Here is a 24,633-nt window from a genome sequence, read left to right as displayed (position 1 = left end):
CCGACCCTTTCGACGAAAGGCACTGATGTGAACTCCGCCCTGGTTTTCCTGGCGGCTGAGGGTGAGAAGGAGAATCCCCTCATTCCGCCGTGGCCGGAAGTTGTCATCGGCCTCATCGCTTTCGTCATCGTCTTCGGTTTCCTCGCCAAGAAGCTCCTCCCGACCATCAACAAGGTCCTGGAAGAGCGCCGCGAGGCCATCGAGGGCGGTATCGAGAAGGCCGAGGCCGCTCAGACCGAGGCCCAGAGCGTCCTTGAGCAGTACAAGGCTCAGCTCGCCGAAGCCCGGCACGAGGCCGCGCGTCTGCGCCAGGAGGCGCAGGAGCAGGGTGCGACGCTCATCGCCGAGATGCGGGCCGAGGGCCAGCGTCAGCGCGAGGAGATCATCGCCGCCGGCCACGCGCAGATCGAGGCCGACCGCAAGGCCGCCGCGTCCGCGCTGCGCCAGGACGTCGGCACGCTCGCCACCACCCTGGCCGGCAAGCTCGTCGGCGAGTCCCTCGAGGACCACGCCCGGCAGAGCCGCGTGATCGACCGCTTCCTCGACGAGCTCGACCAGAAGGCCGAGGCCGCGCGATGAACGGAGCGAGCCGCGAGGCCCTGGCAGCCGCACGCGAGCGTCTCGACGCGCTGACGGACTCCACGTCCGTGGACGCCGGCTCGCTCGCCGACGAGCTGGCCGCCGTCACCGCGCTGCTCGACCGCGAGGTGTCGCTGCGTCGGGTCCTCACCGACCCGGCGCAGGCCGGTGAGGCCAAGGCCGACCTGGCCCGGCGCCTGCTCGGCTCGCAGGTCAGCGGCCCGGCCGCCGACCTGGTGACCGGCATGGTGCGTTCCCGCTGGTCGCAGTCGCGCGACCTGGTGGACGCACTGGAGGAACTGGCCTCCGTGGCCGACCTCACCGCCGCCCAGAAGGCCGGCGCGCTCGACGACGTCGAGGACGAGCTGTTCCGGTTCGGCCGGATCGTCTCCTCCAGCACCGAGCTGCGTGCCGCGCTGACCAACCGGAGCGCCACCGCCTCCGCCAAGGGCGCGCTGCTGCGCAGCCTGCTCGGCGGCAGGGCGGCCACGGCCACCGAGCGTCTGGTCACGCGTCTTGTGACCGCGCCGCGGGGACGTAGCCTGGAGTCGGGACTCGAGTCCCTGTCCAAGCTCGCCGCCGAGCGCCGGGACCGTACGGTGGCCGTCGTCACCTCCGCGGTGCCGCTGAGCGACCGGCAGAAGCAGCGCCTGGGCGACGCCCTCGCGAAGCTCTACGGCCGCCGTATGCACCTCAACCTCGACGTCGACCCCGCGGTCGTCGGCGGGATCCGGGTGCAGGTCGGCGACGAGGTCATCAACGGTTCCATCGCGGACCGGCTCGAGGACGCCGGCCGTCGGCTGGCCGGCTGAGCAGCGCATTTCTTCATAGCAGTACGTAATTACGGCCCTGGTTGGGCCGTGCAGAGGATTCACCTCGTATCGGGGGGAGTCCCCATATCCCCCCAAGTGAAACTTCGGGCCCAACAAGGAGAGCAGGGAACTCAGATGGCGGAGCTCACGATCCGGCCGGAGGAGATCCGGGACGCGCTGGAGAACTTCGTCCAGTCGTACAAGCCGGACGCGGCCTCGCGCGAGGAGGTCGGCACGGTCACCCTTGCCGGCGACGGCATCGCCAAGGTCGAGGGCCTTCCCTCGGCCATGGCGAACGAGCTGCTGAAGTTCGAGGACGGCACCCTCGGCCTCGCCCTCAACCTCGAGGAGCGCGAGATCGGTGCCATCGTCCTCGGTGAGTTCAGCGGTATCGAGGAGGGCCAGCCGGTCACCCGCACCGGCGAGGTGCTGTCCGTCGCCGTCGGCGAGGGCTACCTCGGCCGCGTGGTCGACCCGCTCGGCAACCCGATCGACGGCCTCGGCGAGATCGAGACCGAGGGCCGCCGCGCCCTCGAACTGCAGGCCCCCACGGTCATGCAGCGCAAGTCGGTGCACGAGCCGATGGAGACGGGCTACAAGGCCGTCGACGCCATGACCCCGATCGGCCGTGGTCAGCGCCAGCTGATCATCGGCGACCGCCAGACCGGCAAGACCGCCCTGGCCGTCGACACGATCATCAACCAGCGTGACAACTGGCGCACCGGCGACCCGAAGAAGCAGGTCCGCTGCATCTACGTCGCCATCGGCCAGAAGGGCTCCACCATCGCGTCGGTCCGCCGCGCGCTGGAGGAGAACGGCGCGCTGGAGTACACGACCATCGTCGCCGCCCCGGCGTCCGACCCGGCCGGCTTCAAGTACCTCGCGCCGTACACCGGTTCGGCCATCGGCCAGCAGTGGATGTACGAGGGCAAGCACGTCCTGATCATCTTCGACGACCTGTCGAAGCAGGCCGACGCCTACCGCGCCGTCTCCCTGCTGCTGCGCCGCCCGCCGGGCCGCGAGGCCTACCCGGGTGACGTCTTCTACCTGCACTCCCGTCTGCTGGAGCGCTGCGCCAAGCTCTCCGACGACATGGGCGCGGGCTCGATGACCGGTCTGCCGATCGTCGAGACCAAGGCCAACGACGTGTCGGCGTTCATCCCGACCAACGTCATCTCCATCACCGACGGCCAGTGCTTCCTGGAGTCGGACCTGTTCAACGCCGGTCAGCGCCCCGCGCTGAACGTCGGTATCTCCGTCTCCCGAGTCGGCGGTTCCGCGCAGCACAAGGCGATGCGACAGGTCTCCGGCCGTCTGCGCGTGGACCTCGCCCAGTTCCGTGAGCTGGAGGCGTTCGCCGCCTTCGGTTCCGACCTGGACGCCGCGTCGAAGGCGCAGCTGGAGCGCGGTCAGCGCATGGTCGAGCTGCTGAAGCAGAACCAGTACGAGCCGATGGCCACCGAGGACCAGGTCGTCTCCGTCTGGGCCGGTACCACGGGCCGCATGGACGACGTGCCGGTCGCCGACATCCGCCGCTTCGAGAAGGAGCTGCTGGAGTACCTGCACCGCCAGGAGCAGGGCCTGATGACCTCCATCAAGGAGGGCGCCAAGATGTCCGACGACACGATCCAGGCGATCGGCGACGCCGTGGCGGCCTTCAAGAAGCAGTTCGAGACGAGCGACGGCAAGCTGCTCGGCGAGGACGCCCCGTCCGCCGCCAAGTGACGTAAGGAAGGGACCTGACTCATGGGAGCCCAGCTCCGGGTCTACAAGCGTCGCATCCGATCCGTCACCGCGACCAAGAAGATCACCAAGGCGATGGAGATGATCGCCGCCTCGCGCGTCGTCAAGGCGCAGCGCAAGGTGGCGGCCTCCACGCCGTACGCGCGGGAACTCACCCGCGCGGTCACGGCGGTCGGCACCGGGTCGAACACCAAGCACCCGCTCACCACGGAGGCGGAGAACCCGACCCGTGCCGCGGTCCTGCTCCTCACGAGCGACCGCGGTCTGGCCGGCGCCTTCAACTCCAACGCCATCAAGGCGGCGGAGCAGCTGACCGAGCGCCTGGAGCGCGAGGGCAAGCAGGTCGTCACGTACATCGTCGGCCGGCGCGGTGTCGCCCACTACAACTTCCGTGAGCGCAAGATCGCGGAGACGTTCACCGGCTTCACCGACGAGCCCTCGTACGCGGACGCCAAGAAGGTCGCGGCCCCGCTGATCGAGGTGCTCCAGACGGAGACGACGGACGGCGGCGTGGACGAACTCCACATCGTCTACACCGAGTTCGTGTCGATGATGACGCAGACGGCGGTCGACTCCCGGATGCTTCCGCTGCGCCTCGAAGAGGTCGCGGAGGAGACGTCCACCAAGGGCGAGATCCTGCCGCTGTACGACTTCGAGCCCTCGGCGGAGGACGTCCTCGACGCCCTGCTGCCGCGGTACGTCGAGAGCCGGATCTACAACGCGCTGCTCCAGTCGGCCGCTTCGAAGCACGCCGCCACGCGGCGCGCGATGAAGTCGGCCACCGACAACGCGGGCGAGCTGATCAACACGCTCTCCCGTCTTGCCAACGCGGCCCGCCAGGCCGAAATCACCCAGGAAATCAGCGAGATCGTCGGTGGCGCCAGTGCCCTGGCCGACGCGACCGCGGGGAGTGACAACTAATGACCACCACTGTTGAGACCGCGGCGGCCACGGGCCGCGTCGCCCGGGTCATCGGCCCGGTCGTCGACGTGGAGTTCCCCGTCGACGCGATGCCGGAGATCTACAACGCCCTCCACGTCGAGGTCGCCGACCCGGCCCAGGAGGGTGCGCTCAAGACGCTGACCCTCGAGGTCGCGCAGCACCTCGGTGACGGCCTGGTCCGCACCATCTCCATGCAGCCCACCGACGGTCTGGTCCGCCAGGCCCCGGTGACCGACACGGGCTCCTCCATCTCGGTGCCGGTCGGCGACTTCACCACCGGCAAGGTGTTCAACACCCTCGGTGAGGTGCTGAACGTCGACGAGCAGTACACCGGTGAGCGCTGGCCGATCCACCGCAAGGCGCCCAACTTCGACGAGCTCGAGTCGAAGACCGAGATGTTCGAGACCGGCGTCAAGGTCATCGACCTTCTCACCCCGTACGTCAAGGGTGGAAAGATCGGTCTGTTCGGCGGTGCCGGCGTCGGCAAGACGGTGCTCATCCAGGAGATGATCTACCGCGTCGCCAACAACCACGACGGTGTGTCGGTGTTCGCCGGTGTCGGTGAGCGCACCCGTGAGGGCAACGACCTCATCGACGAGATGAGCGAGTCGGGCGTCATCGACAAGACCGCCCTGGTCTTCGGTCAGATGGACGAGCCCCCGGGCACCCGTCTGCGCGTGGCCCTCGCCGGTCTGACCATGGCGGAGTACTTCCGCGATGTGCAGAAGCAGGACGTGCTGTTCTTCATCGACAACATCTTCCGCTTCACCCAGGCCGGCTCCGAGGTGTCGACCCTGCTCGGCCGTATGCCCTCCGCGGTGGGTTACCAGCCGAACCTGGCCGACGAGATGGGTCTCCTCCAGGAGCGCATCACCTCGACCCGTGGTCACTCGATCACCTCGATGCAGGCGATCTACGTCCCCGCGGACGACCTGACCGACCCGGCCCCGGCCACCACCTTCGCCCACCTCGACGCGACGACGGTGCTCTCCCGTCCGATCTCGGAGAAGGGCATCTACCCGGCCGTGGACCCGCTGGACTCGACGTCCCGCATCCTCGACCCGCGGTACATCGCGGCGGACCACTACAACGCCGCGATGCGCGTGAAGAACATCCTGCAGAAGTACAAGGACCTGCAGGACATCATCGCGATCCTCGGTATCGACGAGCTCGGCGAGGAGGACAAGCTCGTCGTCCACCGTGCCCGTCGCGTGGAGCGCTTCCTGTCCCAGAACACCCACGTCGCCAAGCAGTTCACCGGCGTCGACGGGTCGGACGTCCCGCTGGACGAGTCGATCGCGGCCTTCAACGCGATCTGCGACGGCGAGTACGACCACTTCCCGGAGCAGGCGTTCTTCATGTGCGGTGGCATCGAGGACCTGAAGAACAACGCCAAGGAGCTGGGCGTCTCCTGAGCATCAGGCTCACCGTGAACCCCTGAGGTTCACACCCGAGGGGGCGGGTGCGTCCCGCCCCCTCGTTCACGCCCCTTAGACTTGTAACCAACACCCGGCACAACCGCCGGGTGGTGACCCGAGGAGCCACCTTGGCTGCTGAGCTGCACGTCGCGCTGGTCGCGGCCGACCGAGAGGTCTGGTCCGGCGAGGCCACCCTGGTCGTCGCGCGCACCACGTCCGGCGACATCGGCGTCATGCCCGGTCACCAGCCGCTGCTCGGTGTGCTGGAGTCGGGCCCGGTGACCATTCGTACGCGTGAGGGCGGGACGGTCGTCGCCGCGGTGCACGGCGGTTTCATCTCGTTCGCGGACGACAAGCTGTCGCTGCTGGCCGAGATCGCCGAGCTGTCGGACGAGATCGACGTCCAGAGCGCGGAGCAGGAACTCGCCCGCGCGAAGGCGGAGGACGACGCGGAGGCCGAGCGCCGCGCGGACGTCCGTCTGCGGGCGGCGTCGGCAGGGCGCTGATACCGGCGCGGTGGGATGACGTCACTCAGCCGCGGCCGGCACCGGAGCGATCCGGAGCCGGTCGCGGCTGAGGCAGATATGGATGATTTTTCCGTTCCGTTACCTAGGAGACGAGGAGGTCGGTGTCGATGGTCCTCGCTCTGACTGTGTGCGGAATCGTGGTGGCCCTCGTGGTGGTGGGGCTCTTCGTCTTCGGCCTGCGCCGCCGCCTCATCCAGCGTTCCGGAGGAACGTTCGACTGCAGCCTGCGCTGGGACGCGCCCGAGTCGGGCGACTCCGGCGGCAAGGGCTGGGCGTACGGGGTGGCACGGTACAACGGTGACCGGGTCGAGTGGTTCCGGGTCTTCTCCTACGCGCCCCGTCCGCGCCGCGTCCTGGAGCGTTCCGCGATCGAGGTGGCCGGCCGCCGGCTGCCCGAGGGCGAGGAGGAGCTGGCGCTGCTGTCGGACTCCGTGATCCTCGCCTGTCTGCACCGGGGCACGCGTCTGGAGCTCGCCATGAGCGAGGACGCGCTGACCGGTTTCCTCGCCTGGCTCGAGGCGGCCCCGCCCGGGCAGCGGGTCAACGTCGCGTAGAGCGACGTTCAGGGCCCCGCTGGGGGAGGGGCAACGTGGCCCGGACGCGAGCACCCTCCCCGGACGAGTCCGGGGAGGGTGGATGTCGCGTGGTACTTCCCGAGGGTTACTTCAGGCCGTTGTCGATGGCCGTCACGAGTTCACCGTTGGTGGTGTCGCCGCTGAACTCCCAGAAGAAGGCACCGCCCAGGCCCTGGCTCTTGGCCCAGGCCATCTTGCTGTTGATGGTGGACGGGGTGTCGTAGGACCACCAGTTGCTGCCGCAGTGGGCGTACGCCGTGCCGGCGATGGTGCCGTTGGCCGGGCAGGAGTTCTTCAGGACCTTGTAGTCCTCGATGCCCGGCTCGTAGGTGCCCGGGGCCGGGCCGGTCGCCGTGCCGCCGGGGGCGGACTGGGTGACGCCGGTCCAGCCGCGGCCGTAGAAGCCGATGCCGAGCAGCAGCTTGGCGGACGGGACGCCCTTCGACTTCAGCTTGGCGATCGCGTCGGCCGAGTTGAAGCCGGCCTGCGGGATGCCGTTGTACGAGGTGAGCGGCGAGTGCGGGGCCGTCGGACCCTGCGCGTTGAAGGCGCCGAAGTAGTCGTACGTCATCACGTTGTACCAGTCGAGGTACTGCGAGGCGCCGCCGTAGTCGGCCGCGTCGATCTTGCCGCCGTTCGAGCCGTCGGCGGTGATGGCGGCGGTGACCAGGTAGTCCTTGCCGAACTCGGTGCGCAGGGCCTGCGAGAGGTTCTTGAAGGCCGCGGGTCCGCTGCTGTCACAGGTGAGACCGCAGGCGTTCGGGTACTCCCAGTCGATGTCGATGCCGTCGAAGACGTCGGCCCAGCGCGGGTCCTCCACGACCTGCTTGCAGGACTTGGCGAACGCGGCCGGGTTCTGCGCGGCCTGGCCGAAGCCGCCGGAGTAGGTCCAGCCGCCGAAGGAGTACAGCACCTTGATGTGCGGGTACTTCGCCTTCAGCTGGCGAAGCTGGTTGAAGTTGCCGCGCAGCGGCTGGTCCCAGGTGTCGGCGGTGCCGCTGACGGACTGGTCGGCGGTGTAGGCCTTGTCGTAGGCGGCGAAGGTGTCGTCGACGGTGCACTGACCGTTCTTGACGTTGCCGAACGAGTAGTTGATGTGGGTGATCTTGGCGGCCGAGCCGGACGTCACCAGGTTCTTGACGTGGTAGTTGCGGCCGTAGATGCCCCACTCGGTGAAGTAGCCGAGCTTGACCTTGTCGCCGGTGGGCGGCGGCTCCTCGGTGGTGCCGGTGGTGCGGACCTTCACGGCGCCGCTGACCGGGCCGGTCTGGTCGGCGGTGTCACGGGCCTGCACGGTGTACGAGTAGTCCGTGCCCTTGCTGAGGCCGGTGTTCGTGTACGAGGTGCCGGTCACGGTGGCGACCTTGGCGCCGTCGCGCAGGACGTCGTAGTTCTTGACGCCCTTGTCGTCGGTCGCCGCCGACCAGGACAGCTTCACCGAGGTGTCGGTGATGTCCGAGGCGGTCGGGGTGCCGGGGGCGGAGGGGGCCGCGTCGCCGGGGACCTGCGGGCCTCCGTCGCAGCTCCCGCCGTTGAGCTTGCAGCCGGAGGGGGCGCCGGAACCGCTGCCGTTGAAGCCGAAGGAGACCGACGCCCCGGGGGCGAGGGTGCCGTTCCAGCCGACGTTCTTGGCGGTCCAGTGGTCACCGGAGTTGGTGACGGTGGCGTCCCAGGCGGAGGTGACCTTGGTGCCGGAGGGGAAGTCCCACTCGACGGTCCAGGAGCTGAGGCTCGTGGTGCCGGTGTTCTTCACCGTCCACTTGCCCTCGAAGCCGGAGCCCCAGTCCTGGGTCTTGGCGTAGGTGGCGGTCGCCGAGGTGGCGGCCTGGGCGGGGCTCGCGAGGGCGACGAGGCCGGCGGCGGGGAGCAGCAGGGTCGCGAACCCTGCGGCGGCTCTGTGTCTGAAGCGCATGCTGCGCCTCCTTATGGGGGAGAAGCCGTCGTGGGCGTGACTGAGCCATCACGCCCGCAGTGCCGCGAGAATAGAAAGGTCTGGACCACAGGTCAATAGGTCTGGACCACTTGTCCTCGTCGTTCCCCTGTGCTTCCGCTAGAGACCCAACTCCTGCGCCAGCACCGCCGCTTGCACCCGACTGCGCAGCTCCAGCTTGCCCAGCAGACGGCTGACGTGCGTCTTCACCGTCGCCTCCGCCATGTCGAGACGGACCGCGATGGCGGCGTTGGACAGCCCCTCGCCCAGACAGGACAGCACCTCGCGCTCGCGCCGGGTGAGGGCGTCCAGCACCGCCGGATCGGCACCTGGCCGGGGGGCGGGCTTCGCGGCGAACTCCGCGATCAGCCGGCGCGTGACGGCCGGGGCGACGATGCCCTCCCCGTGCGCCACCGTGCGCACCGCTGTGATGAGGTCCTTCGCGTCCGTGTTCTTCAGCAGGAACCCGGCCGCCCCGGCCCGCAGCGCCCCGAACACGTACTCGTCGAGGTCGAAGGTGGTCAGCACCAGCACGTCGGCGAGCCCCTCCCCGACCACCCGCCGGGTCGCCGACACCCCGTCCAGGCGCGGCATCTGTACGTCCATCAGCACCAGGTCGGGACGGAGTTCACGGGCGAGCGCCACCGCCTCCTCGCCGTCGCCCGCCTCGCCGACCACCTCGATGTCGGGCGCGCTGCGCAGGATCAGCACCAGTCCGGCACGGACGGCGGACTGGTCCTCGGCGACCAGGACCCGGATCATTCCAGTTCTCCTCGGGTGATGTCGGTGACGGGAAGGGACGCGCGTACCACCCACAGCTTGCCGTCCGGGCCGCTCTCCGGCGCCGCCTCGAACGTGCCGCCCAGCAGGGCCACCCGCTCCCGCATGCCGACCAGCCCGGCCCCGGACCCCGGTGCGCGCGGGGTGTCCCGGCCGCCGTACGGGCTGCTCACCCGGATGTCGAGGCCGTCGTCCAGGCGGCGCAGCAGCACGGTGACCTTCCCCGGCGCGGCGTGCTTCAGCGCGTTCGTCAGCGACTCCTGCACGATCCTGTACGCGGCGAGCTCGACCGGTGCGGGCACGGAGGTGTGGGTGGCGTCGAGGGTGACGTCCAGGCCGTTGGCGCGGGCGCCCTCGACCAGGGCGCCGAGGCCGTCGAGGGTGGGGGTCGCGGCCGGTTCCCGGTCGTCGGCCCCGTCGCGCAGGATGCCGATGAGCCGTCGCATCTCGGACAGTCCCTGGACGCTGTTCTCCCGGATCACGGCGAGCGCGTCGCGGGAGGTCTTCTCGTCGTCCAGGGAGAGCGCGGCCGTGGAGTGGATGGCGATCGCGGAGAGGTGGTTGGCGACCATGTCGTGCAACTCCCGTGCCATCCGGGCGCGTTCCGCGGTCACCGCCTGGGTGCGGTCCATCTCGGCGAGCAGCGCGGTCTGTTCGGCCCGCAGCCGGGCCGCCTCGGCGGCATCGCGGTGGTTGCGCACGATCAGGCCGGTCGACGCGGGCGCGAACGACACGATGCCGACCGCCACCCCGATCAGCAGCGCCTCCGGCACCCGCCACACGGCGTACGGCACCAGCGTCGCGGCGATGCTGAGCAGTCCGGTGATCCGCGGGATGCGGCGGGCGGAGGCGGGCGTGCCGTACAGGACGGCGGCGTACATCAGGTCGGTGTACATGATGACCGTGGCCAGGCTGCCCTGGGTGAGGGTGTCCGCGGTCAGGGCGAGGGTGCCGGTCAGCAGGGCGGTCCGCGGGGCGGCCCGGCGCAGCAGCTCGCAGCCGGCCGTCACGAAGAGCGGAACGAGGAGCGGCCAGCGGCCGTCGAACAGCACGATCGGTTCGTCGGCAGGCCGGGTGCCCAGCCCGATGCCCCACAGCAGCAGTCCGCCGAGCAGCCCGGCGAGTGCCAGCCACAGGTCGAAGCGGTGGGGGCGGGGCAGTCGTACGGCCATGGCACCATCCAACACGCTGCGCGCACCCGGCACCTGATCCCCGCGGACGGTCCTGGACTGCATCTTTCGATGTACCGCGAGTTCATCGGCGACGACGACGAAACGGGCCGCTTCGCACGGGAGCCTGAAAAGGTGACCGAAGGGAGTAAACCGTGATCGTCGCCTTGATCGCCGCCTGTGAGATCGGCTTCTGGGTGCTGCTGGCCGCCGGACTGGCCTGCCGCTACCTGCTGAGGATGCCGCGCACCGGTCTGGCGCTGCTGCTGTGCGAGCCGCTGCTGGAGGTCGTCCTGCTGGTCGCCACCGCGCTGGACCTGAAGAACGGCGCCGAGCCGAACTGGACCCACGGCCTGGCCGCGCTCTACATCGGCTACACCGTGGGCCACGGCCACCGCACGGTGAAGTGGCTCGACGGCCACGCCGCCCACCGGCTGGGCGGCGCCCCGAAGCCGCTGGGCCCGCCCCGCTACGGGATGGCCCGTGCCCGGCACGAGGCCAAGGTCTGGCTGGGCACGCTGACCGCCGCCGTCGTGGCGACCGCGCTGCTCCAGTTCGCCATCTGGTACGTCGACGACCCGGGCCGCGTCACGTCCCTGGAATCCTGGCGCTTCACCGCGTGGCGGATCGCCGGAATCCACGGCCTGGTGGCCCTGGCCTACTGGATCTGGCCGAAGAAGGCCCCGGCGGACGAGCGGGACGTCACCGGCGTCGGCAAGGAGCGTGTCGGCCGGTGACACGGGCGTCCAGGAACCTTCTCGCGGGGCCCGCCACGCTGGTGGCGGGCCTGGCGCTGTGGCTGTTCGCCCAGGGAGTGGACCTGCCGGTGGTCGACCCCGTCAAGGTCGGCGTGGTGCTGATGTGCGTCGGCGGCGCCGAGACCCTGCTGGGCCTCCACCGGGCCGTGCGCGGCCGGGCGGAGCCCCGGTAGGGCTCAGCGCTCCCCGCCCGGCACCCACAGCACGTCGCCGGTCTCCTTGTTCGCGACGCGGGCCAGGATGAACAGCAGGTCGGAGAGGCGGTTGAGGTAGGTGGCGGTGAGGGGGTTCATGGTGTCGCCGTGGACCTCCAGCGCCGCCCAGGTGGAGCGCTCGGCGCGACGGACGACCGTGCAGGCCTGGTGCAGCAGGGCCGCGCCGGGCGTGCCGCCGGGCAGGATGAAGGAGCGGAGCTTCTCCAGCCGCTCGTTGAAGGTGTCGCAGTCCGCCTCCAGCCGGTCGACGTAGAACTGCTCGACCCGCAGCGGCGGGTACTCGGGGTTCTCCACGACCGGCGTCGACAGGTCGGCGCCCACGTCGAACAGGTCGTTCTGGACGCGGGTGAGGACCTGGACGACCTCGTCCTCCAGACCCCCCAGCGCGATCGCCGTGCCGATCACCGCGTTCGCCTCGTTGGCGTCGGCGTAGGCGGAGATCCGCAGATCGGTCTTGGCGACCCGGGACATGTCACCGAGGTTGGTGGTGCCCTTGTCGCCGGTCCGGGTGTAGATACGCGTCAGGTTGACCATGGGGCCAGCCTAGTTACGCTCCGGCCGTCCGGAACACGCGTGTGCCCACCGTCACGGCGAGGACCGCGAGGGCGACGGCGACGACGGCGCCGTACAGCATGGAGGCCGTCGCGTAGGCGCCGACGTAGGCGTCCCGCATCGCGTCGACCAGATAGCGGAACGGCATCAGGTGCGACAGCACGTCCAGCCAGGCGGGTCCCAGGGTCATCGGGAGCATCAGGCCCGACAGCAGCATCGACGGCATGGTCAGGGCGTTGATCGTCGGCCCGAACGTCTGCGGGGTGTCCATCCTCATGGCGAGCGCGTAGGACAGCGCCGCCAGGGACACGGTCAGCAGGGCGACGAAGGCGAAGCCGATCAGCACCCCGGCCAGCGGAGCCCGCAGCCCCATCACCAGCGCCGCCAGCACCAGCAGCACCGCCTGGAAGACGAACAGCGTGGCGTCCCGCAGCACCCGGCCCAGCAGCAGGGCGAGCCGGCTGACCGGTGTGACCCGCATCCGCTCGACCACCCCCTGCCCCTTCTCGATGATGATCGAGAAACCGGCGAACGAGGCCCCGAACAGGCCGAGCTGCAGCAACAGCCCCGGCACCAGCAGTTGCCAGGAGCTGCCCCGCCCGCCGAGCGGCAGGTCGGTCAGCAGCGGGCCGAAGAACAGCAGGTACAGCAGCGGCATCAGCGCCCCGAAGAGCAGGGCGAAGCGGGAGCGCAGGGACTGGCGCAGATAGCGCCCGTAGACGAGCGCGGTGTCGTGGAGCAGCATCGTGGGGGTCCTATACGGCTACGGGGGCGGCGTCGGCCGGGGTGGCGCTGCGGCCGGTGATGGCGAGGAAGGTGTCCTGGAGCGAGGCGTCGATCGAGCCGCCGTACTCCAGCTTCAGGGCGGCCGGTGTGCCCTCGGCGACGACCGTGCCCCGGTCGACGACGACCAGCCGGTCCGCGAGCGCGTCCGCCTCGTCGAGGTAGTGGGTGGTCAGGAACACGGTGGTGCCGTGCTCGTCGCGCAGCCGGCGCACCAGGTCCCAGAGATCGGCGCGGCTGCCGGGGTCGAGTCCGGTCGTCGGCTCGTCCAGGAACAGCACCTTCGGGCGGTGGGTGAGCGCCATCGCGATGTCCAGACGGCGCCGCTGGCCGCCGGAGAGCGCGGCGCACGTGCGGTCCAGCAGCCCGGTCAGGTCCAGGTCGCGGGCCAGTTCCTCGGCGCGCTCGGCGGCCCGCGCCCGGGTGAGCCGGTAGAGCCGTCCCTGGGTGACCAGCTCCTCCCGCACCGTGATCTGCGGATCGACCCCGCCGGACTGGGCCACGTAGCCGCAGGCCCGCCGCACCCCGGCCGGGTCGGTCGCCAGGTCGTGGCCGGCCACGGTGGCCGCGCCGCCGGTGGGGGCGAGCAGGGTCGTGAGCATCCGCAGGGTGGTGGTCTTTCCGGCCCCGTTGGGGCCCAGAAAACCGAGGATCTCCCCCTCGCGGACGGTGAGGTCGACACCGCGCACGGCCTCCACCGGGCCGCGCTTGGTCTGGAAGGTACGGGCCAGTCCGGCCGTACTGATGATTGCCATGACCCCAGAAAAACAGAGTCACTGAAACTTTGCAATCCCCCCAAAAATATAGAGGCACCAGTGATCGCCGGGCCGACCTACGATGAGAGGCATGACAGAGGGGCTCAGGGAGCGGAAGAAGCGCGAGACCAGGCAGCGGATCTCGGACATCGCCACCGGACTGTTCCTGGAGCACGGCTTCGTGACCGTGACGATGGCGGAGGTGGCGGAGGCCGCCGACGTCTCCGTGAACACGGTCTACAACTACTTCCCCGCCAAGGAGGACCTCTTCTTCGACCGCTCCAAGGGCGTCGTCGACCAGCTCGCCCGCTGGGTCCGGGCCCGGGACGCGGGGGAGTCGGCCGCCCGCGCCGTACTGCGCGAACTGCGCGCCGACATCGAGGCGGTGTCACCCCGGGTGGGCCTGATGGAGGGCTACGACCGCTTCATGCGGGTCATCCACGACTCCCCGCCGCTGCGCTCCCGGCTGTGGAGCCTGCAGCAGGAGGTCCAGGACAACCTCGAGGCGGCGCTCCGCGAGGAGACGGGCGCCGCCCCCGGCGACCCGCTGCCGGGCCTGGTGGCCGGTCAGATCTGCTGGATCCACAGCACGGTGTTCGTCACCATCGGCCGGGAGATGCTGAAGGGCCGCGCACCGGCCGAGGTGTCGCGCGAGGTCCTCGGACTGGTCGACGACATCGAGGAGCTGCTGAGCGACCGGGTCCTCGGTTACGCGGTGCGCGGCTGAACCGGGCTACGCCGGCGGGGCCGCGTACAGGACGCACAGCAGGCCCCGCGCGCGGGTGCCGTCGGGCGCCTCCCACGCGCCCGCGACATGGCCCGCCGCTCCCGGCCCGGGAAGCGGTGTGCCGTCCGGGGCGGGCAGCAGGGTGCGCAGGACCCGCAGGGCGGTGCCGTCCGGCGCGGACAGCTCGGTGTGCTCCGGGGTGTCCTCGACGGCGGTGAACTCCGCCGGGACCGGGGTCTCACCCGCGCAGGCGCGGGTGACCTCCTCGTCCGGGGTGTCGCTGACGCTCTGGGCCTGGGCCCGTACGCGGCCTTCGACCAGCGCCGCCAACTCGGCGGCCGCCACCGGGTCGTGGCAGCCGTCGTAGACCCAGCGCCGCCCGAGGACACCGTGTTCCGCGGTGCCGACGAGGGCGTGCTCCGCCCCGTCGAGCGGAGCGCCCCGGTAGGTGAGCGGCACCAGGTAGGCGGCCGGCTCGGCGCCGGAGGCGTCGGTGACGACCATGAACTCGACACCGACCTCCCCCTTCGGGTCGTCGAGCCGGAAACCGCCGGCCCTGGTCAGCCGCGGGCCCTCCGCGCCCCCGTGGTACCAGGGGCGCGAGGGCAGCCAGGCGGTCAGCAGGTCGAGCTTGGTCGGCTCGAGGGTGGTGCGGTGGATCACGGCCATGCCGAGGTTCTCCTCCGTCGATCGGACACCGGCCCCCCTACCCTCGCACCACGGGACGGCACCTGACGGCCCGTCGGATCCACCGGCGCCTGCCGCCGGTGTGATGTCCGTCATGTGAGACGTGACGCGCGTTACTTACCGGTCACACCGGGCCCCGCGAACGCTAATGTCCGCTCCTGGAGAACAAGACAGCGCGTATCAGGGGAGTCGCACAGTGGCACGCAAGCTCGCCGTCATCGGGGCCGGTCTCATGGGGTCCGGCATCGCCCAGGTATCCGCCCAGGCGGGCTGGGACGTCGTCCTGCGGGACGTCACCGACGAGGCGCTCACGCGCGGCACCGACGGGATCAAGGCGTCGTACGACAAGTTCGTGAGCAAGGGCAAGCTGGAGGCGCACGACGCCGACGCCGCCCTCGCCCGGATCACCGCCACCACCGACCTGGACGCCTGCGCGGACGCGGACGTCGTGGTCGAGGCGGTGTTCGAGAAGCTCGAGGTCAAGCACGAGATCTTCCGCACCCTCGACAAGATCGTGCGCGAGGACGCCGTCCTCGCCTCCAACACCTCCGCCATCCCGATCACCAAGATCGCGGCCGTGACGGAGCGCCCGGAGCGGGTCGTCGGCACCCACTTCTTCTCGCCGGTGCCGATGATGAAGCTGTGCGAACTGGTCCGCGGCTACAAGACCAGCGACGAAACCCTCGCCAGGGCGCGGGAGTTCGCCGAGTCGGTCGGCAAGACCTGCATCGTCGTCAACCGCGACGTCGCCGGCTTCGTCACCACCCGCCTCATCAGCGCCCTCGTCGTCGAGGCCGCCAAGCTGTACGAGTCGGGCGTGGCGAGCGCCGAGGACATCGACCTCGCCTGCAAGCTGGGCTTCGGCCACGCCATGGGACCGCTGGCCACCGCCGACCTCACCGGCGTGGACATCCTGCTGCACGCCACCGACAACATCTACACCGAGTCCCAGGACGAGAAGTTCGCCGCTCCCGAGCTGATGCGCCGGATGGTTGACGCCGGTGACATCGGCCGCAAGAGCGGGCAGGGCTTCTACGAGCACTGACACCGCGCATTCGCCCCGGCGCGCATCACACGCCGGGGTGAATTCGGTATCGGTTCGCTCACAGGCAGCAACCTCGGACACCGCCACGCAGTCAGAGGTTGCATCACCGGCCATCAGAAAACGCGGAGCACGAGACGCCTATAGGGGAGCGCATATGTACATCAAGGGCGACCACGCCGGGCTGGTCGTCGGGGGCCGCCTCGACGTCCGCAGCGCGGCGGACGCCCGTACGGTCCTGCACTCGGCCGTCGACGACGGAGTCGGCGACCTGGTACTGGACCTGTCCGACCTGGACTCCTGGGACGCCACCGGACTCGGCGTGATCATGGGGGCCCACCGGCGGGCCGGCCGCTGTGGCCGGCGCCTGGTACTGCGGGACGTTCCGCCGCAGATGCAGCGCCTGTTGGTGGCCACCCGGCTGCACCGGATCCTGGCGATCGAGGGAGGCATCGGGGTGGACACGCTGCCCCGCGTATGAGGGCGTACGGGTACGGGACGGACGACCTCCGGGAACCCGGACCGACCTCGACGAACCCTTCGACGCGCGCACAATCCTCACGAGACCGTGACGTCCGGGACCACGCGGTACCCCGGACTGTCGTAGATACTGAGCGAAGGTTTAGGGTTCGGCTGCCTGCTGCCCTGCAAACCCTGAGCGGGCCCGGACCAGAAGCGACAGCGCGGTGTGCGACGAGGCCGGGAGGGGCTTCCACCACACGACGCTTTTGGGGGGCTAGGACCTATGGACCCGAACAACCCGGGACCCGAGGAGTACGGCCATGAGGGTGACGGCCCGGCGCCGCGTCAGCGTCCGCCCAGGGAATCCCTCACGTCCGACTTCGGACAGCACGCGCCCGCGCTCGCGCGCACGGTGCAGCTCGTCTCCGGCGACTTCCTGCTGACCGTCAACCCCGTCGACGGCAGCGAGATCGAGCCCTGCCCGCCCGCCGAACGGCCGGCCCGCCCCGCGAAGCTGACCGAGGCCGAGCGCGCCGAGATCGAGCGGGCCGCCAGGCCGCCCGTCCCGCCGGGACCCGCGCAGCTCCCGCTGCCGCTGCTGGCCCGTCAGGACGAGCGCGAGAAGCTGGTCCGGCTGCTGGCCCGCGGCCGCTCCGTGCGCCTCACCGGCCCGGCTGGCTCCGGCCGCACCCGGCTCCTCGACACCGTCGCCGAGGACTGCGCGGACCTCGCCCCCGACGGCGTCGTCCGCCTGAACGGCCACCGCCGCTCCGCCGACGACCTGCTGCACGACCTCTTCTACGCCGTCCACGACGCCCCGCTGCACCGCCCGGACCGGGACGAACTCACCGACCAGGTCCGCGAGATCGGCGCCGTCGTCGTCCTCGACGACCTGGAGTTCGGCGGCGCCGCCCTCGACGAGCTGCTGGACGCCACCCCCGAGTGCGCCTTCCTGCTCGGCGCCACCCCGGACGTGCCCGAGCCGTCCGCCGGCGCCGGCATCGAGGAGATCACCCTTCCCGGCCTCGACCGCGCGGCCAGTCTCGACCTGCTCAAGCACGCCGTCGGCCGGGACCTCACCGAGGACGAGTCGAACTGGGCCGGCGACCTCTGGTTCGAGTCCGAGGGCCTGCCGCTGCGCTTCGTCCAGGCCGGTGCCCTGCTGCGGCAGCGCGACCGGCTGCGGGCCGGCGCCGACGCCGTCGACGAGTTCGGCGTCTTCGAGGACGTACGGCCCGACGAGACCTCCTACGCCCCCGCGGACGGCGACGAGGTGCCGCTGCCCTCGCTCGGCGAGGCCGCCGCCCCCGCCCCGCTGCTCGCCTCCCGGCTCAGCGTCTCCGCCCGCGCCACCCTGCGGTTCGCCGTCGCGCTCGGCGGCGAGGTGCCCCACCAGGCGCATCTGCCCGCTCTGGTGGGCGACACCCACGCCGACGCCGCGCTCGGCGAGCTGGCCGCCTGCGGACTGGTCTCCGCGGCCGGTTCCCGCTACCGGCTCGCCGCCGGGGTGCCGGCCCAGCTCGAGGCCGCCGGATACGCCGACGAGGCCGAGGACCAGGTCCGCGCGGCCGCCCGGCACTACGCCTGGTGGACCGGGCACCCCTCGGTCACCCCGGAGCGGGTGTGCGCCGAGGCCGACGCGGTGCTCGCCGCGCTCACCCTGCTGTCGCCGCTCACCACGGCCGTCACCGAGGGCGAGCAGAGCACGGCCGTGCGGCTCGCCCGTACCGCCGCGCCCGCGTTCGCCTCGGGCCTGCACTGGAGCGCCTGGGAGAAGGCGCTGCGGGCCGGCGCGGAGGCCGCCCGGCTCGCGGGGGACGTGGCGGAACAGGCCTACTTCCACCACGAACTCGGCATCCACGCGCTGTGTGCCGGACAGCTCGACCGGGCGCGCGCCGAACTGGAGGCGTCCGTCGGGCTGCGCGGCGCCCTCTCCGACAAGCGCGGCACCGTCGCCGGGCGCAGGGCGCTGGCCCTCGTCGCGGACCGCTCCGGAACCCCGCTCGCGCTCATGCCGACCGCGGGGGAGGAGGTACCCGAGGCCCGCTACGAGGAGTCGGCCCCGCCGCCCCGCGGGGTGCCGATGGCCTTCCCGGACCTCCAGCTTCCCTCCGACACCGGTCTGGTCGTCAACCGCACGGTGCCGCCGCGGCCCACGCCGTCCACGCCGGCGGCCAAGCCGGGCGGCGGCCTCAAGGGGCTGGCCCGGCGCAACCTGGTGGCGGCCGGCGCGGGCGCGCTGCTCGTCGCCGTGCTGGGCACGGTGGTCACCCTGGGCGCCACGTCGGAGAACGACGCCGGCACCCCGTCCGAGAACGTCGGCGTCAACCCCTCCGCCAGCCAGGGCGTCGACGACGGCAGCCTCGGCGCCGATCCGGCGACCGGGGGCGAGGGCGACACCGGTGAGGCCACCAGCCGGCCGACCGATCCGGGCCCGGACGGCACCGTGGGCACGTCCGACGACCCGACGCCGACGGCCAGTTCGTCGAAGGAACCGTCGGACGGGCCGAGCGACACCCAGAAGCCGGACGATCCGTCGAAGTCCCCGTCGAAGTCCCCGTCGAAGACGCCGCCGCCCGGGCCGTCCGACAGCGGGTCCCCCACACCGACCGAGACGGAGACGGAGGGGGAGACGCCGCCGGAATCGCCGACGCCGACGGACTCGGGAACGCCGACGGACACCACGCCCACCACCACCAACTCCGCGAGCGACGCCGCCCCGTCCACCCCCGTGGAGACGAACGCGAGCGCCCCGCAGAGCGGCGAAGCGGACCCGCCCGGGGACCCGGAACAGGTCATCTGACCCGCGGGACACGCACGAGGGCCGGGTTCCCCGCGGAACCCGGCCCCCGGTCCGTACCGGCGCGGCTCAGAACAGCCGCAGCTTGTCGTCCTCGATGCCGCGCATCGCGTCGTAGTCGAGGACCTGGCAGCCGATGCCCCGGTCGGTCGCGAGGACCCGGGCCTGCGGCTTGATCTCCTGCGCGGCGAACACGCCCCGCACCGGGGCGAGATGGGGATCGCGGTTCAGCAGCTCCAGATAGCGCGTGAGCTGCTCCACGCCGTCGATCTCGCCGCGCCGCTTGATCTCCACCGCGACGGTCCGCCCCTCGGCGTCCCGGCACAGGATGTCGACGGGGCCGATCGCCGTCATGTACTCGCGGCGGATGAGGGTGTAGCCCTCGCCGAGGATCTCGATCCGGTCGGCGAGCAGTTCCTGGAGGTGCGCTTCCACGCCGTCCTTGATCAGGCCGGGGTCGACGCCCAGTTCGTGCGAGGAGTCGTGGAGGATCTCCTCCATCGTGATGATGAGCTTCTCGCCCGCCTTGTTGACGACGGTCCAGACTCCCTCTTCGTCGCCGGTTCCCTCCTTCAGGACGCAGGGCGGCGACATCCAGTTCAGGGGCTTGTAGGCCCGGTCGTCGGCGTGGATCGAGACGCTGCCGTCCGCCTTGACCAGGATGAGACGGGGTGCCGACGGCAGGTGCGCGGTGAGCCGCCCGGCGTAGTCCACGGAGCAGCGGGCAATGACGAGACGCATGGTCGGCAACGCTACTCGACCGGCCGGGGTCGACGCGATTCGCCGTCACACACGCCCCTCGGGACCCACCGGGCGCGTCCTGAATCTCCGGGAAAACGCTTGTTTCGGCGGTGGCCGATTACCGGCCCACAGGAAGTCCCGCATCCGGGCATTCGCCTGGTGCCGTCACCGTCCGTTGCTTACGGTATTGAACGGGAGGTCGCGAACTGTGTACGCAGCGTGTCCGATAACGCGCACTCCCTTATCTGTCAGGCAACCCCTGCTCGTTGGGGGTGCGAGAGGAGAACCCATGTCGCTCGACGTCTCACCGGCCCTACTCGAACAGGCCGAGCGAGGCGAGGTCGACGAAGCGGAATTCGTCGACTGCGTCCGGACCTCCCTGCCCTTCGCATGGGAGATGATCAGCTCCCTGGTGGCACAGCTGAAGGTGGACGGCGGACCCTTCGCCGACAACCAGACGCCCCCGCCGGACGAGCACGCACGCGGTCAGCTGCTGCGTGCGCTCGCGAGTGACGCGATACGCGGCGCGCTGCAACGGCACTTCGGTGTACGGCTGGCCTTCCAGAACTGCCACCGGGTGGCGGTGTTCCCGCTCGACCCCTCGGTCGACGAGAGGCACGCCCGTTTCACCTCGGTGCGCGCTCAGATCCTGAACCAGTCGCCGGAACTGCGCGACTGCTGACGCGCTCCACCGTTCGCTTGCCGCTCCGTACGCGGGAGGTGCAGTCGTACCGGGGCGGCAAGCCTGCGTGAACCCCGCTCGCTCAACCGAGCCGGGGCAGTACCTCGGTCCCGAGCCGCCGGACGTTCTCCTCGGTCGCCGCCAGGTCGCCGGAACCCTCGACGAGCAGGGCGAAGCGGGAGATGCCGGTCCGCTCGCTGGTCGCGGCGAGCCGGTCGGCGCACAGCCGCGGAGGGCCCACCGGGTGGAGTCCGCAGAGGAGTTCGGTGTACGCCAGCGGATCACGCATCCGCCGCTGCCGCCCGTCCACCGTGACATGGGCCTCAAGACCCTGTTTCAGCCAGCCGGGCATCGCCTTCATCAGGGTCTCCGCCGCGTCCGAACGCCGGTCCGCGATCTGGCAGACGCCGGCCGAGACATGGGCCGCGCGGTGGATCTCCCGGGCCGGCCGCCCGCAGGCACGGGCGTGGTTGCGCCACAGGGCGACCATCTCGGCCTTCTCCTCGTCCCCGATGTGCATGCCGAGCAGCATCGGCAGTCCGCGCTCGGCGGCCAGCCGTACGCTCGCCGGGGAGGTGCAGGCGACCACGACCTCCGGGCCCTCCGCCTCGTCCAGGGACTCCGACGGGCGCGGCACGACGGGCACCTCGCGGAACCGGAACCGCTCGCCGTCGGCCCCGACGGACGGTTCACGCAGCCAGCGCACCAGCAGATCGAGTGATTCCGGGAACCCCTTCTCGTACGCCTCCAGGCCGGCCCCGAACACCTCCAGGTCGACCCACGGCCCGCCGCGCCCGAGGCCCAGCGAGAACCGGCCGCCGCTCGTGATGTGCAGCAGCGCGGCCTGTTCGCCGAGGGCGACGGGGTGGACGGTGGGCAGCACGCTGACCGCCGTACCGACCCGCAGCCGGCGGGTGCGGCCGAGCAGTAACGCGGCCAGGGTGACGGCCGACGGACAGGTGCCGTAGGGCACGAAGTGGTGCTCGGCCAGCCAGACCGTGTCGAGGCCCGCCTCCTCGGCGACCTCGGCCGAGCGGACCGCGCGGTGCAGTGCCTCTCCCTCGCCCTGCCCGGGGAACTGGGCGGCCAACACGAAACTTCCAACGCGCATCGCTTTTTTCCTGCTTCCTTGGCTCCGACGCGGAGCTCCCCCGCAGGGCATAACCGCCCGACACGTGCCGAGGACACGGCCGGGCGGGGGACTTTGCGGATTGTCTGCAGAATCGGCCGCTCAGAGGGGGGAGTGCCGCACCGTCACGGAGGGGACTTGTAACGATTGGCGCCGTACGCGTACCCCGGCGCGCGCCGCGTAGGCTGGATGCGGCCCCAGCATCCTGTATAGCCCCGTGAGGTGTCCTGTGTCCCCGCGTCGCAACCGACCCAAGGGAGCCGGTCCGTTCGGCCGGAGCGCCGAGGAGGACGGCTCCGGCCGCTACGGCGGCTGGCAGTCCACGGAGAGCTGGCAGGGCGAGGAGTGGAGCGTGCGGCACGTGGCCGGCGCCAGTGCCCAGGGCAAGGCCTACCGGTGCCCCGGCTGCGACCAGTTGATCCCGGACGGGGTGCCGCACGTGGTGGCCTGGCCCGAGCACTCGGGTGTCGACGAGCGCCGCCACTGGCACAAGGCGTGCTGGAACGCGAAGGACCGCCGCACCACGCGGGTGCGGCGGTCCCGTAACGCGCCGAGGTTCTGAACTCCGCTACACGTCCCGCCGCTGCAACAGGGCGAAGGCACCGCCGAGCGCGGCCGCCGTGACGACCAGCATGATCCACAGCGGGTCCCAGCCCGACGGGCCGGACTCGCTCAGCGAGTTGGCGTAGAAGATGCTCATCTGGTTCGGGATGGAGTACTCGAACAGCGCCTGCTGCACGTCCTCCAGCGAGGACGAGAACATGAACAGCGCGATCACCAGCGGGGCGAGCACGGCACCGATCATGAGGGTGATGGCGCCCGCCGAGTGCCGGATGACCGACCCGAGCGCCAGCGACAGCGTGCCCAGCAGCGCCACGTAGAGCGAGACGCCGACCGTGGCCTTCAGCCACTCCTCACCGGTGGGCTCCTTGGCGTTGTACCCCTCCAGCAGCGCCACGTGCAGGAAGCCGACCAGCGTCGCGCACACCAGGGTCACCACGAAGGCGATCAGGAAGAACACCAGGGCCTTCGCCATGAGCACCCGTCCGCGCGAGGGACAGGCGACCATCGTGGTGCGGATCATGCCGGTGCCGTACTCCGACGCCGTGGTGAGCACGCCCAGCGTGATGATGCACATGGTGCCCAGCAGCAGCCCGAAGAAGCCGAAGGCCAGCGGGCTCTCGCCGCCCATGTCGGGGTCGGAGCTGGAGACCACCAGGCCGGCCAGCAGGCCGATGCCGACCACGAGCAGCACGAACACGCCCAGCGTCCACACGGTCGAGCGCACGGACCTGATCTTCGTCCACTCGGAGGCGAGCGCGTGCCCGAGGTGCGTACGGACCACGGGGATCGGCGAGGTGTAGGTCGGGTACGGGGAGCCGGGCGCCGCCTGCCAGTCGGGTGCGGCGGCCTGCGGCATCGGGGGCGGGGGCGTGCTCATCGGGCGTCCTCGGGCTTGGTCAGGTCGGCGGCGGGAGCGGTGGGGGGCGCGGCGGGCGCTGCGGGAGCGGTCGCGGGTGCGGCGGGCGGCGCCGCCGGAGCCTGGGCGGGCGGCGCCTGGGGCGCCTGCGGGGCGGGCTGCGCGTACGGGTTGGGCGCGGGGACGCCCGGGGCCGCTCCGGGGGCGCCCGGGGCGCCGTAGGGGCCCGCGGGGGCCTGCGCGGGCACGCCCTGCGGCGCGGCGAAGGGCTGCCCGCCCTGCTGGGGCGGCGGCGGGGCGTACCAGCCGGGCTGGCCCTGCCCCGGCACCGGCATCGGCGGCTGCGCGCCGGGCGGCAGCGGCTGCTGGAGCCCGGCCTTCTGGTCGGTGGTCGAGCGGTAGTCGACGGCGCCCTGCGTCATCCGCATGTACGCCTCCTCCAGCGACGCCTGGTGCGGCGACAGCTCCCACAGCCGTACGTCGGCGTCGTGGGCGATGTCGCTGATGCGCGGCAGCGCCAGTCCGGTCACCCGCAGCGCGCCGTCCTGCTCGGGCAGTACGCGGCCGCCGGCCTCGGTGATCGCGGCGGACAGCTTCTCGCGCTGCTGCGGCTCGGTCTCGGGGGTGCGCACGCGCGCGAAGTCGGCGGAGTTGGCGGAGATGAAGTCCGTCACGCTCATGTCCGCGAGGAGCTGTCCGCGCCCGATGACGATGAGGTGGTCGGCGGTCAGCGCCATCTCGCTCATCAGGTGGGAGGAGACGAAGACCGTACGGCCCTCGGCGGCCAGCGCCTTCATCAGGTTGCGCACCCAGAGGATGCCCTCGGGGTCGAGCCCGTTGACCGGCTCGTCGAACAGCAGTACCTGGGGGTCGCCGAGCAGCGCGGCGGCGATGCCGAGCCGCTGGCCCATGCCGAGGGAGAAGCCCTTGGACCGCTTGCGCGCCACCTCGTGCAGGCCCACCACGCCCAGCACCTCGTCCACCCGCCGGGCCGGGATGCCCGAGAGCTGGGCCAGGCTCAGCAGGTGGTTGCGGGCGGACCGGCCGCCGTGCACCGCCTTCGCGTCCAGCAGCGCGCCGACCTGACGGGGGGCGTTGGGCAGCTTGGCGTACGGGTAGCCGCCGATCGTGACCCGTCCCGCGGTGGGGTTGTCCAGACCGAGGATCATCCGCATCGTCGTCGACTTGCCCGAGCCGTTGGGCCCCAGGAACCCGGTGACGGTCCCCGGACGCACCTGGAAGGAGAGGTTGTACACAGCGGTCTTGTCGCCGTACCGCTTGGTCAGGCCGACTGCCTCGATCATGCTCCGCACCCATCGAAAGGTTCAGGACAGCGGGGCACACGCCCCCGTAAGGGTTAGGAGCTTATCGAGGCGCTGACGGTTCCGCTCAAACCGAGGTAAAA

At 71.1% G+C, this 24,633-nt stretch carries 26 protein-coding genes; 15 read left to right on the top strand and 11 right to left on the bottom strand.

Translation table 11 applies throughout. The features are described from left to right. The first annotated feature begins 27 nt into the window (after positions 1-27). The 7 genes from ACF1DX_RS04680 to ACF1DX_RS04650 all read left to right on the top strand — a co-directional run bounded on the left by ACF1DX_RS04680 (position 28) and on the right by ACF1DX_RS04650 (position 6,575). A complete protein-coding gene (locus tag ACF1DX_RS04680; RefSeq protein WP_030223820.1) occupies positions 28-579 on the top strand; it encodes a F0F1 ATP synthase subunit B in 552 nt (183 codons plus the stop codon). After that, positions 576-1,391: a F0F1 ATP synthase subunit delta gene (locus tag ACF1DX_RS04675; protein WP_391789801.1), complete on the top strand. Its 816-nt coding sequence runs from the start codon at positions 576-578 to the stop codon at positions 1,389-1,391. Before ACF1DX_RS04680 ends, ACF1DX_RS04675 begins: the two co-directional genes overlap by 4 nt. 135 nt (positions 1,392-1,526) lie before the next feature. Further along, positions 1,527-3,116, top strand: a complete 1,590-nt coding sequence (gene atpA / locus ACF1DX_RS04670) for a F0F1 ATP synthase subunit alpha (protein WP_391789800.1) — start codon at positions 1,527-1,529, stop codon at positions 3,114-3,116. 21 nt (positions 3,117-3,137) lie between these two features. Continuing rightward, positions 3,138-4,055 (top strand): F0F1 ATP synthase subunit gamma, encoded by a 918-nt coding sequence (locus tag ACF1DX_RS04665; protein WP_391789799.1) that lies wholly within the window; start codon positions 3,138-3,140, stop codon positions 4,053-4,055. Further along, positions 4,055-5,491 carry a F0F1 ATP synthase subunit beta gene (atpD, locus tag ACF1DX_RS04660; protein ID WP_391789798.1) on the top strand — a complete coding sequence of 479 codons (1,437 nt, stop codon included), beginning with the start codon at positions 4,055-4,057 and terminating at the stop codon, positions 5,489-5,491. Before ACF1DX_RS04665 ends, atpD begins: the two co-directional genes overlap by 1 nt. A 131-nt stretch (positions 5,492-5,622) precedes the next feature. Next, complete coding sequence (locus ACF1DX_RS04655; protein ID WP_030860424.1) at positions 5,623-6,000, top strand: F0F1 ATP synthase subunit epsilon; 378 nt, start codon at positions 5,623-5,625, stop codon at positions 5,998-6,000. A gap of 128 nt (positions 6,001-6,128) precedes the next feature. Next, the gene (locus tag ACF1DX_RS04650) at positions 6,129-6,575 is read left to right on the top strand and encodes a DUF2550 domain-containing protein (protein WP_030860426.1); all 447 of its coding nucleotides are present in this window, start codon (positions 6,129-6,131) and stop codon (positions 6,573-6,575) included. A gap of 106 nt (positions 6,576-6,681) precedes the next feature. On the opposite strand, the gene ACF1DX_RS04645 is transcribed toward ACF1DX_RS04650, so the two are convergent. The 3 genes from ACF1DX_RS04645 to ACF1DX_RS04635 form a co-directional block, all read right to left on the bottom strand. Beyond that, a complete protein-coding gene (locus ACF1DX_RS04645) occupies positions 6,682-8,508 on the bottom strand; it encodes a glycosyl hydrolase family 18 protein (RefSeq protein WP_391789797.1) in 1,827 nt (608 codons plus the stop codon). A gap of 138 nt (positions 8,509-8,646) precedes the next feature. Beyond that, the gene (locus tag ACF1DX_RS04640) at positions 8,647-9,288 is read right to left on the bottom strand and encodes a response regulator (RefSeq protein WP_391789796.1); all 642 of its coding nucleotides are present in this window, start codon (positions 9,286-9,288) and stop codon (positions 8,647-8,649) included. Then, on the bottom strand, positions 9,285-10,478 hold the full coding sequence (locus ACF1DX_RS04635) for a sensor histidine kinase (protein WP_391789795.1): 1,194 nt from the start codon (positions 10,476-10,478) through the stop codon (positions 9,285-9,287). The genes ACF1DX_RS04640 and ACF1DX_RS04635 overlap by 4 nt, the downstream gene beginning before the upstream one ends. Positions 10,479-10,630: 152 nt before the next feature. Here ACF1DX_RS04635 and ACF1DX_RS04630 point away from each other — a divergent pair, with 152 nt between their 5' ends. Both ACF1DX_RS04630 and ACF1DX_RS04625 read left to right on the top strand, forming a co-directional pair. Beyond that, a complete protein-coding gene (locus tag ACF1DX_RS04630) occupies positions 10,631-11,212 on the top strand; it encodes a hypothetical protein (RefSeq protein WP_391789794.1) in 582 nt (193 codons plus the stop codon). Continuing rightward, positions 11,209-11,406: a DUF5708 family protein gene (locus tag ACF1DX_RS04625; RefSeq protein ID WP_391789793.1), complete on the top strand. Its 198-nt coding sequence runs from the start codon at positions 11,209-11,211 to the stop codon at positions 11,404-11,406. Before ACF1DX_RS04630 ends, ACF1DX_RS04625 begins: the two co-directional genes overlap by 4 nt. Positions 11,407-11,409: 3 nt before the next feature. On the opposite strand, the gene ACF1DX_RS04620 is transcribed toward ACF1DX_RS04625, so the two are convergent. Genes ACF1DX_RS04620 through ACF1DX_RS04610 form a run of 3 tightly spaced genes read right to left on the bottom strand, consistent with a single transcriptional unit; the run spans position 11,410 to position 13,538 of the window. Continuing rightward, positions 11,410-11,982, bottom strand: coding sequence for a cob(I)yrinic acid a,c-diamide adenosyltransferase (locus tag ACF1DX_RS04620; RefSeq protein WP_391789792.1), 573 nt, complete (start codon positions 11,980-11,982; stop codon positions 11,410-11,412). A 13-nt stretch (positions 11,983-11,995) separates the two neighbouring features. After that, the gene (locus tag ACF1DX_RS04615; protein ID WP_391789791.1) at positions 11,996-12,745 is read right to left on the bottom strand and encodes an ABC transporter permease; all 750 of its coding nucleotides are present in this window, start codon (positions 12,743-12,745) and stop codon (positions 11,996-11,998) included. Between the two features lie 10 nt (positions 12,746-12,755). Then, the gene (locus tag ACF1DX_RS04610; RefSeq protein WP_391789790.1) at positions 12,756-13,538 is read right to left on the bottom strand and encodes an ABC transporter ATP-binding protein; all 783 of its coding nucleotides are present in this window, start codon (positions 13,536-13,538) and stop codon (positions 12,756-12,758) included. 91 nt (positions 13,539-13,629) lie between these two features. On the opposite strand from ACF1DX_RS04610, the gene ACF1DX_RS04605 reads away from it, so the two are divergent. Next, complete coding sequence (locus ACF1DX_RS04605) at positions 13,630-14,265, top strand: TetR/AcrR family transcriptional regulator (RefSeq protein ID WP_391789789.1); 636 nt, start codon at positions 13,630-13,632, stop codon at positions 14,263-14,265. 6 nt (positions 14,266-14,271) lie between these two features. Here ACF1DX_RS04605 and ACF1DX_RS04600 read toward each other — a convergent pair whose 3' ends face one another. After that, a complete protein-coding gene (locus ACF1DX_RS04600; RefSeq protein ID WP_391789788.1) occupies positions 14,272-14,934 on the bottom strand; it encodes a 1,4-alpha-glucan branching protein in 663 nt (220 codons plus the stop codon). Positions 14,935-15,148: 214 nt separating this feature from the next. On the opposite strand from ACF1DX_RS04600, the gene ACF1DX_RS04595 reads away from it, so the two are divergent. The 3 genes from ACF1DX_RS04595 (at position 15,149) to ACF1DX_RS04585 (ending at position 19,259) form a co-directional block, all read left to right on the top strand. Further along, complete coding sequence (locus tag ACF1DX_RS04595; RefSeq protein WP_391789787.1) at positions 15,149-15,997, top strand: 3-hydroxyacyl-CoA dehydrogenase family protein; 849 nt, start codon at positions 15,149-15,151, stop codon at positions 15,995-15,997. A 154-nt stretch (positions 15,998-16,151) separates the two neighbouring features. After that, positions 16,152-16,475, top strand: coding sequence for an STAS domain-containing protein (locus ACF1DX_RS04590; RefSeq protein WP_030860450.1), 324 nt, complete (start codon positions 16,152-16,154; stop codon positions 16,473-16,475). A 264-nt stretch (positions 16,476-16,739) separates the two neighbouring features. Continuing rightward, positions 16,740-19,259 carry an ATP-binding protein gene (locus ACF1DX_RS04585; protein ID WP_391789786.1) on the top strand — a complete coding sequence of 840 codons (2,520 nt, stop codon included), beginning with the start codon at positions 16,740-16,742 and terminating at the stop codon, positions 19,257-19,259. 66 nt (positions 19,260-19,325) lie between these two features. On the opposite strand, the gene nucS is transcribed toward ACF1DX_RS04585, so the two are convergent. Continuing rightward, positions 19,326-19,997, bottom strand: a complete 672-nt coding sequence (gene nucS / locus ACF1DX_RS04580) for an endonuclease NucS (protein ID WP_030860454.1) — start codon at positions 19,995-19,997, stop codon at positions 19,326-19,328. 289 nt (positions 19,998-20,286) lie between these two features. Between nucS and ACF1DX_RS04575 the strand changes: the two genes are divergently transcribed. Next, a complete protein-coding gene (locus ACF1DX_RS04575; RefSeq protein WP_030860456.1) occupies positions 20,287-20,679 on the top strand; it encodes an SCO5389 family protein in 393 nt (130 codons plus the stop codon). An 82-nt stretch (positions 20,680-20,761) separates the two neighbouring features. Here ACF1DX_RS04575 and ACF1DX_RS04570 read toward each other — a convergent pair whose 3' ends face one another. Beyond that, entirely contained in the window at positions 20,762-21,790 is a 1,029-nt protein-coding gene (locus ACF1DX_RS04570; RefSeq protein ID WP_391789785.1) for an LLM class flavin-dependent oxidoreductase, read from the bottom strand. A gap of 247 nt (positions 21,791-22,037) precedes the next feature. Here ACF1DX_RS04570 and ACF1DX_RS04565 point away from each other — a divergent pair, with 247 nt between their 5' ends. After that, positions 22,038-22,370 (top strand): ATP/GTP-binding protein, encoded by a 333-nt coding sequence (locus ACF1DX_RS04565; RefSeq protein WP_391789784.1) that lies wholly within the window; start codon positions 22,038-22,040, stop codon positions 22,368-22,370. 6 nt (positions 22,371-22,376) lie between these two features. Here the strand turns inward: ACF1DX_RS04565 and ACF1DX_RS04560 are convergent, their stop codons facing one another. After that, entirely contained in the window at positions 22,377-23,249 is an 873-nt protein-coding gene (locus ACF1DX_RS04560) for an ABC transporter permease subunit (protein WP_391789783.1), read from the bottom strand. Then, positions 23,246-24,532: an ABC transporter ATP-binding protein gene (locus tag ACF1DX_RS04555; protein ID WP_391789782.1), complete on the bottom strand. Its 1,287-nt coding sequence runs from the start codon at positions 24,530-24,532 to the stop codon at positions 23,246-23,248. The genes ACF1DX_RS04560 and ACF1DX_RS04555 overlap by 4 nt, the downstream gene beginning before the upstream one ends. Between the last annotated feature and the right edge of the window lie 101 nt (positions 24,533-24,633).

Origin of the sequence: Streptomyces sp. NPDC014676 (genome assembly GCF_043084105.1) — a bacterium.
Lineage (GTDB): Bacteria > Actinomycetota > Actinomycetes > Streptomycetales > Streptomycetaceae > Streptomyces.
The sequence above is the reverse complement of the archived record's forward strand: the minus strand, read 5'-3'. Positions and strand labels throughout refer to the sequence as shown.

Bases quoted from the DNA above. Each gene is read 5' to 3' on its own strand.
- ACF1DX_RS04675 (WP_391789801.1), top strand. From the start codon at position 576: ATGAACGGAGCGAGCCGCGAGGCCCTGGCAGCCGCACGCGAGCGTCTC.
- atpA (WP_391789800.1), top strand. From the start codon at position 1,527: ATGGCGGAGCTCACGATCCGGCCGGAGGAGATCCGGGACGCGCTGGAG.
- ACF1DX_RS04665 (WP_391789799.1), top strand. From the start codon at position 3,138: ATGGGAGCCCAGCTCCGGGTCTACAAGCGTCGCATCCGATCCGTCACC.
- atpD (WP_391789798.1), top strand. From the start codon at position 4,055: ATGACCACCACTGTTGAGACCGCGGCGGCCACGGGCCGCGTCGCCCGG.
- ACF1DX_RS04650 (WP_030860426.1), top strand. From the start codon at position 6,129: ATGGTCCTCGCTCTGACTGTGTGCGGAATCGTGGTGGCCCTCGTGGTG.
- ACF1DX_RS04645 (WP_391789797.1), bottom strand. From the start codon at position 8,508: ATGCGCTTCAGACACAGAGCCGCCGCAGGGTTCGCGACCCTGCTGCTC.
- ACF1DX_RS04640 (WP_391789796.1), bottom strand. From the start codon at position 9,288: ATGATCCGGGTCCTGGTCGCCGAGGACCAGTCCGCCGTCCGTGCCGGA.
- ACF1DX_RS04635 (WP_391789795.1), bottom strand. From the start codon at position 10,478: ATGGCCGTACGACTGCCCCGCCCCCACCGCTTCGACCTGTGGCTGGCA.
- ACF1DX_RS04620 (WP_391789792.1), bottom strand. From the start codon at position 11,982: ATGGTCAACCTGACGCGTATCTACACCCGGACCGGCGACAAGGGCACC.
- ACF1DX_RS04615 (WP_391789791.1), bottom strand. From the start codon at position 12,745: ATGCTGCTCCACGACACCGCGCTCGTCTACGGGCGCTATCTGCGCCAG.
- ACF1DX_RS04610 (WP_391789790.1), bottom strand. From the start codon at position 13,538: ATGGCAATCATCAGTACGGCCGGACTGGCCCGTACCTTCCAGACCAAG.
- ACF1DX_RS04605 (WP_391789789.1), top strand. From the start codon at position 13,630: ATGACAGAGGGGCTCAGGGAGCGGAAGAAGCGCGAGACCAGGCAGCGG.
- ACF1DX_RS04600 (WP_391789788.1), bottom strand. From the start codon at position 14,934: ATGGCCGTGATCCACCGCACCACCCTCGAGCCGACCAAGCTCGACCTG.
- ACF1DX_RS04590 (WP_030860450.1), top strand. From the start codon at position 16,152: ATGTACATCAAGGGCGACCACGCCGGGCTGGTCGTCGGGGGCCGCCTC.
- ACF1DX_RS04585 (WP_391789786.1), top strand. From the start codon at position 16,740: ATGGACCCGAACAACCCGGGACCCGAGGAGTACGGCCATGAGGGTGAC.
- nucS (WP_030860454.1), bottom strand. From the start codon at position 19,997: ATGCGTCTCGTCATTGCCCGCTGCTCCGTGGACTACGCCGGGCGGCTC.
- ACF1DX_RS04575 (WP_030860456.1), top strand. From the start codon at position 20,287: ATGTCGCTCGACGTCTCACCGGCCCTACTCGAACAGGCCGAGCGAGGC.
- ACF1DX_RS04570 (WP_391789785.1), bottom strand. From the start codon at position 21,790: ATGCGCGTTGGAAGTTTCGTGTTGGCCGCCCAGTTCCCCGGGCAGGGC.
- ACF1DX_RS04560 (WP_391789783.1), bottom strand. From the start codon at position 23,249: ATGAGCACGCCCCCGCCCCCGATGCCGCAGGCCGCCGCACCCGACTGG.
- ACF1DX_RS04555 (WP_391789782.1), bottom strand. From the start codon at position 24,532: ATGATCGAGGCAGTCGGCCTGACCAAGCGGTACGGCGACAAGACCGCT.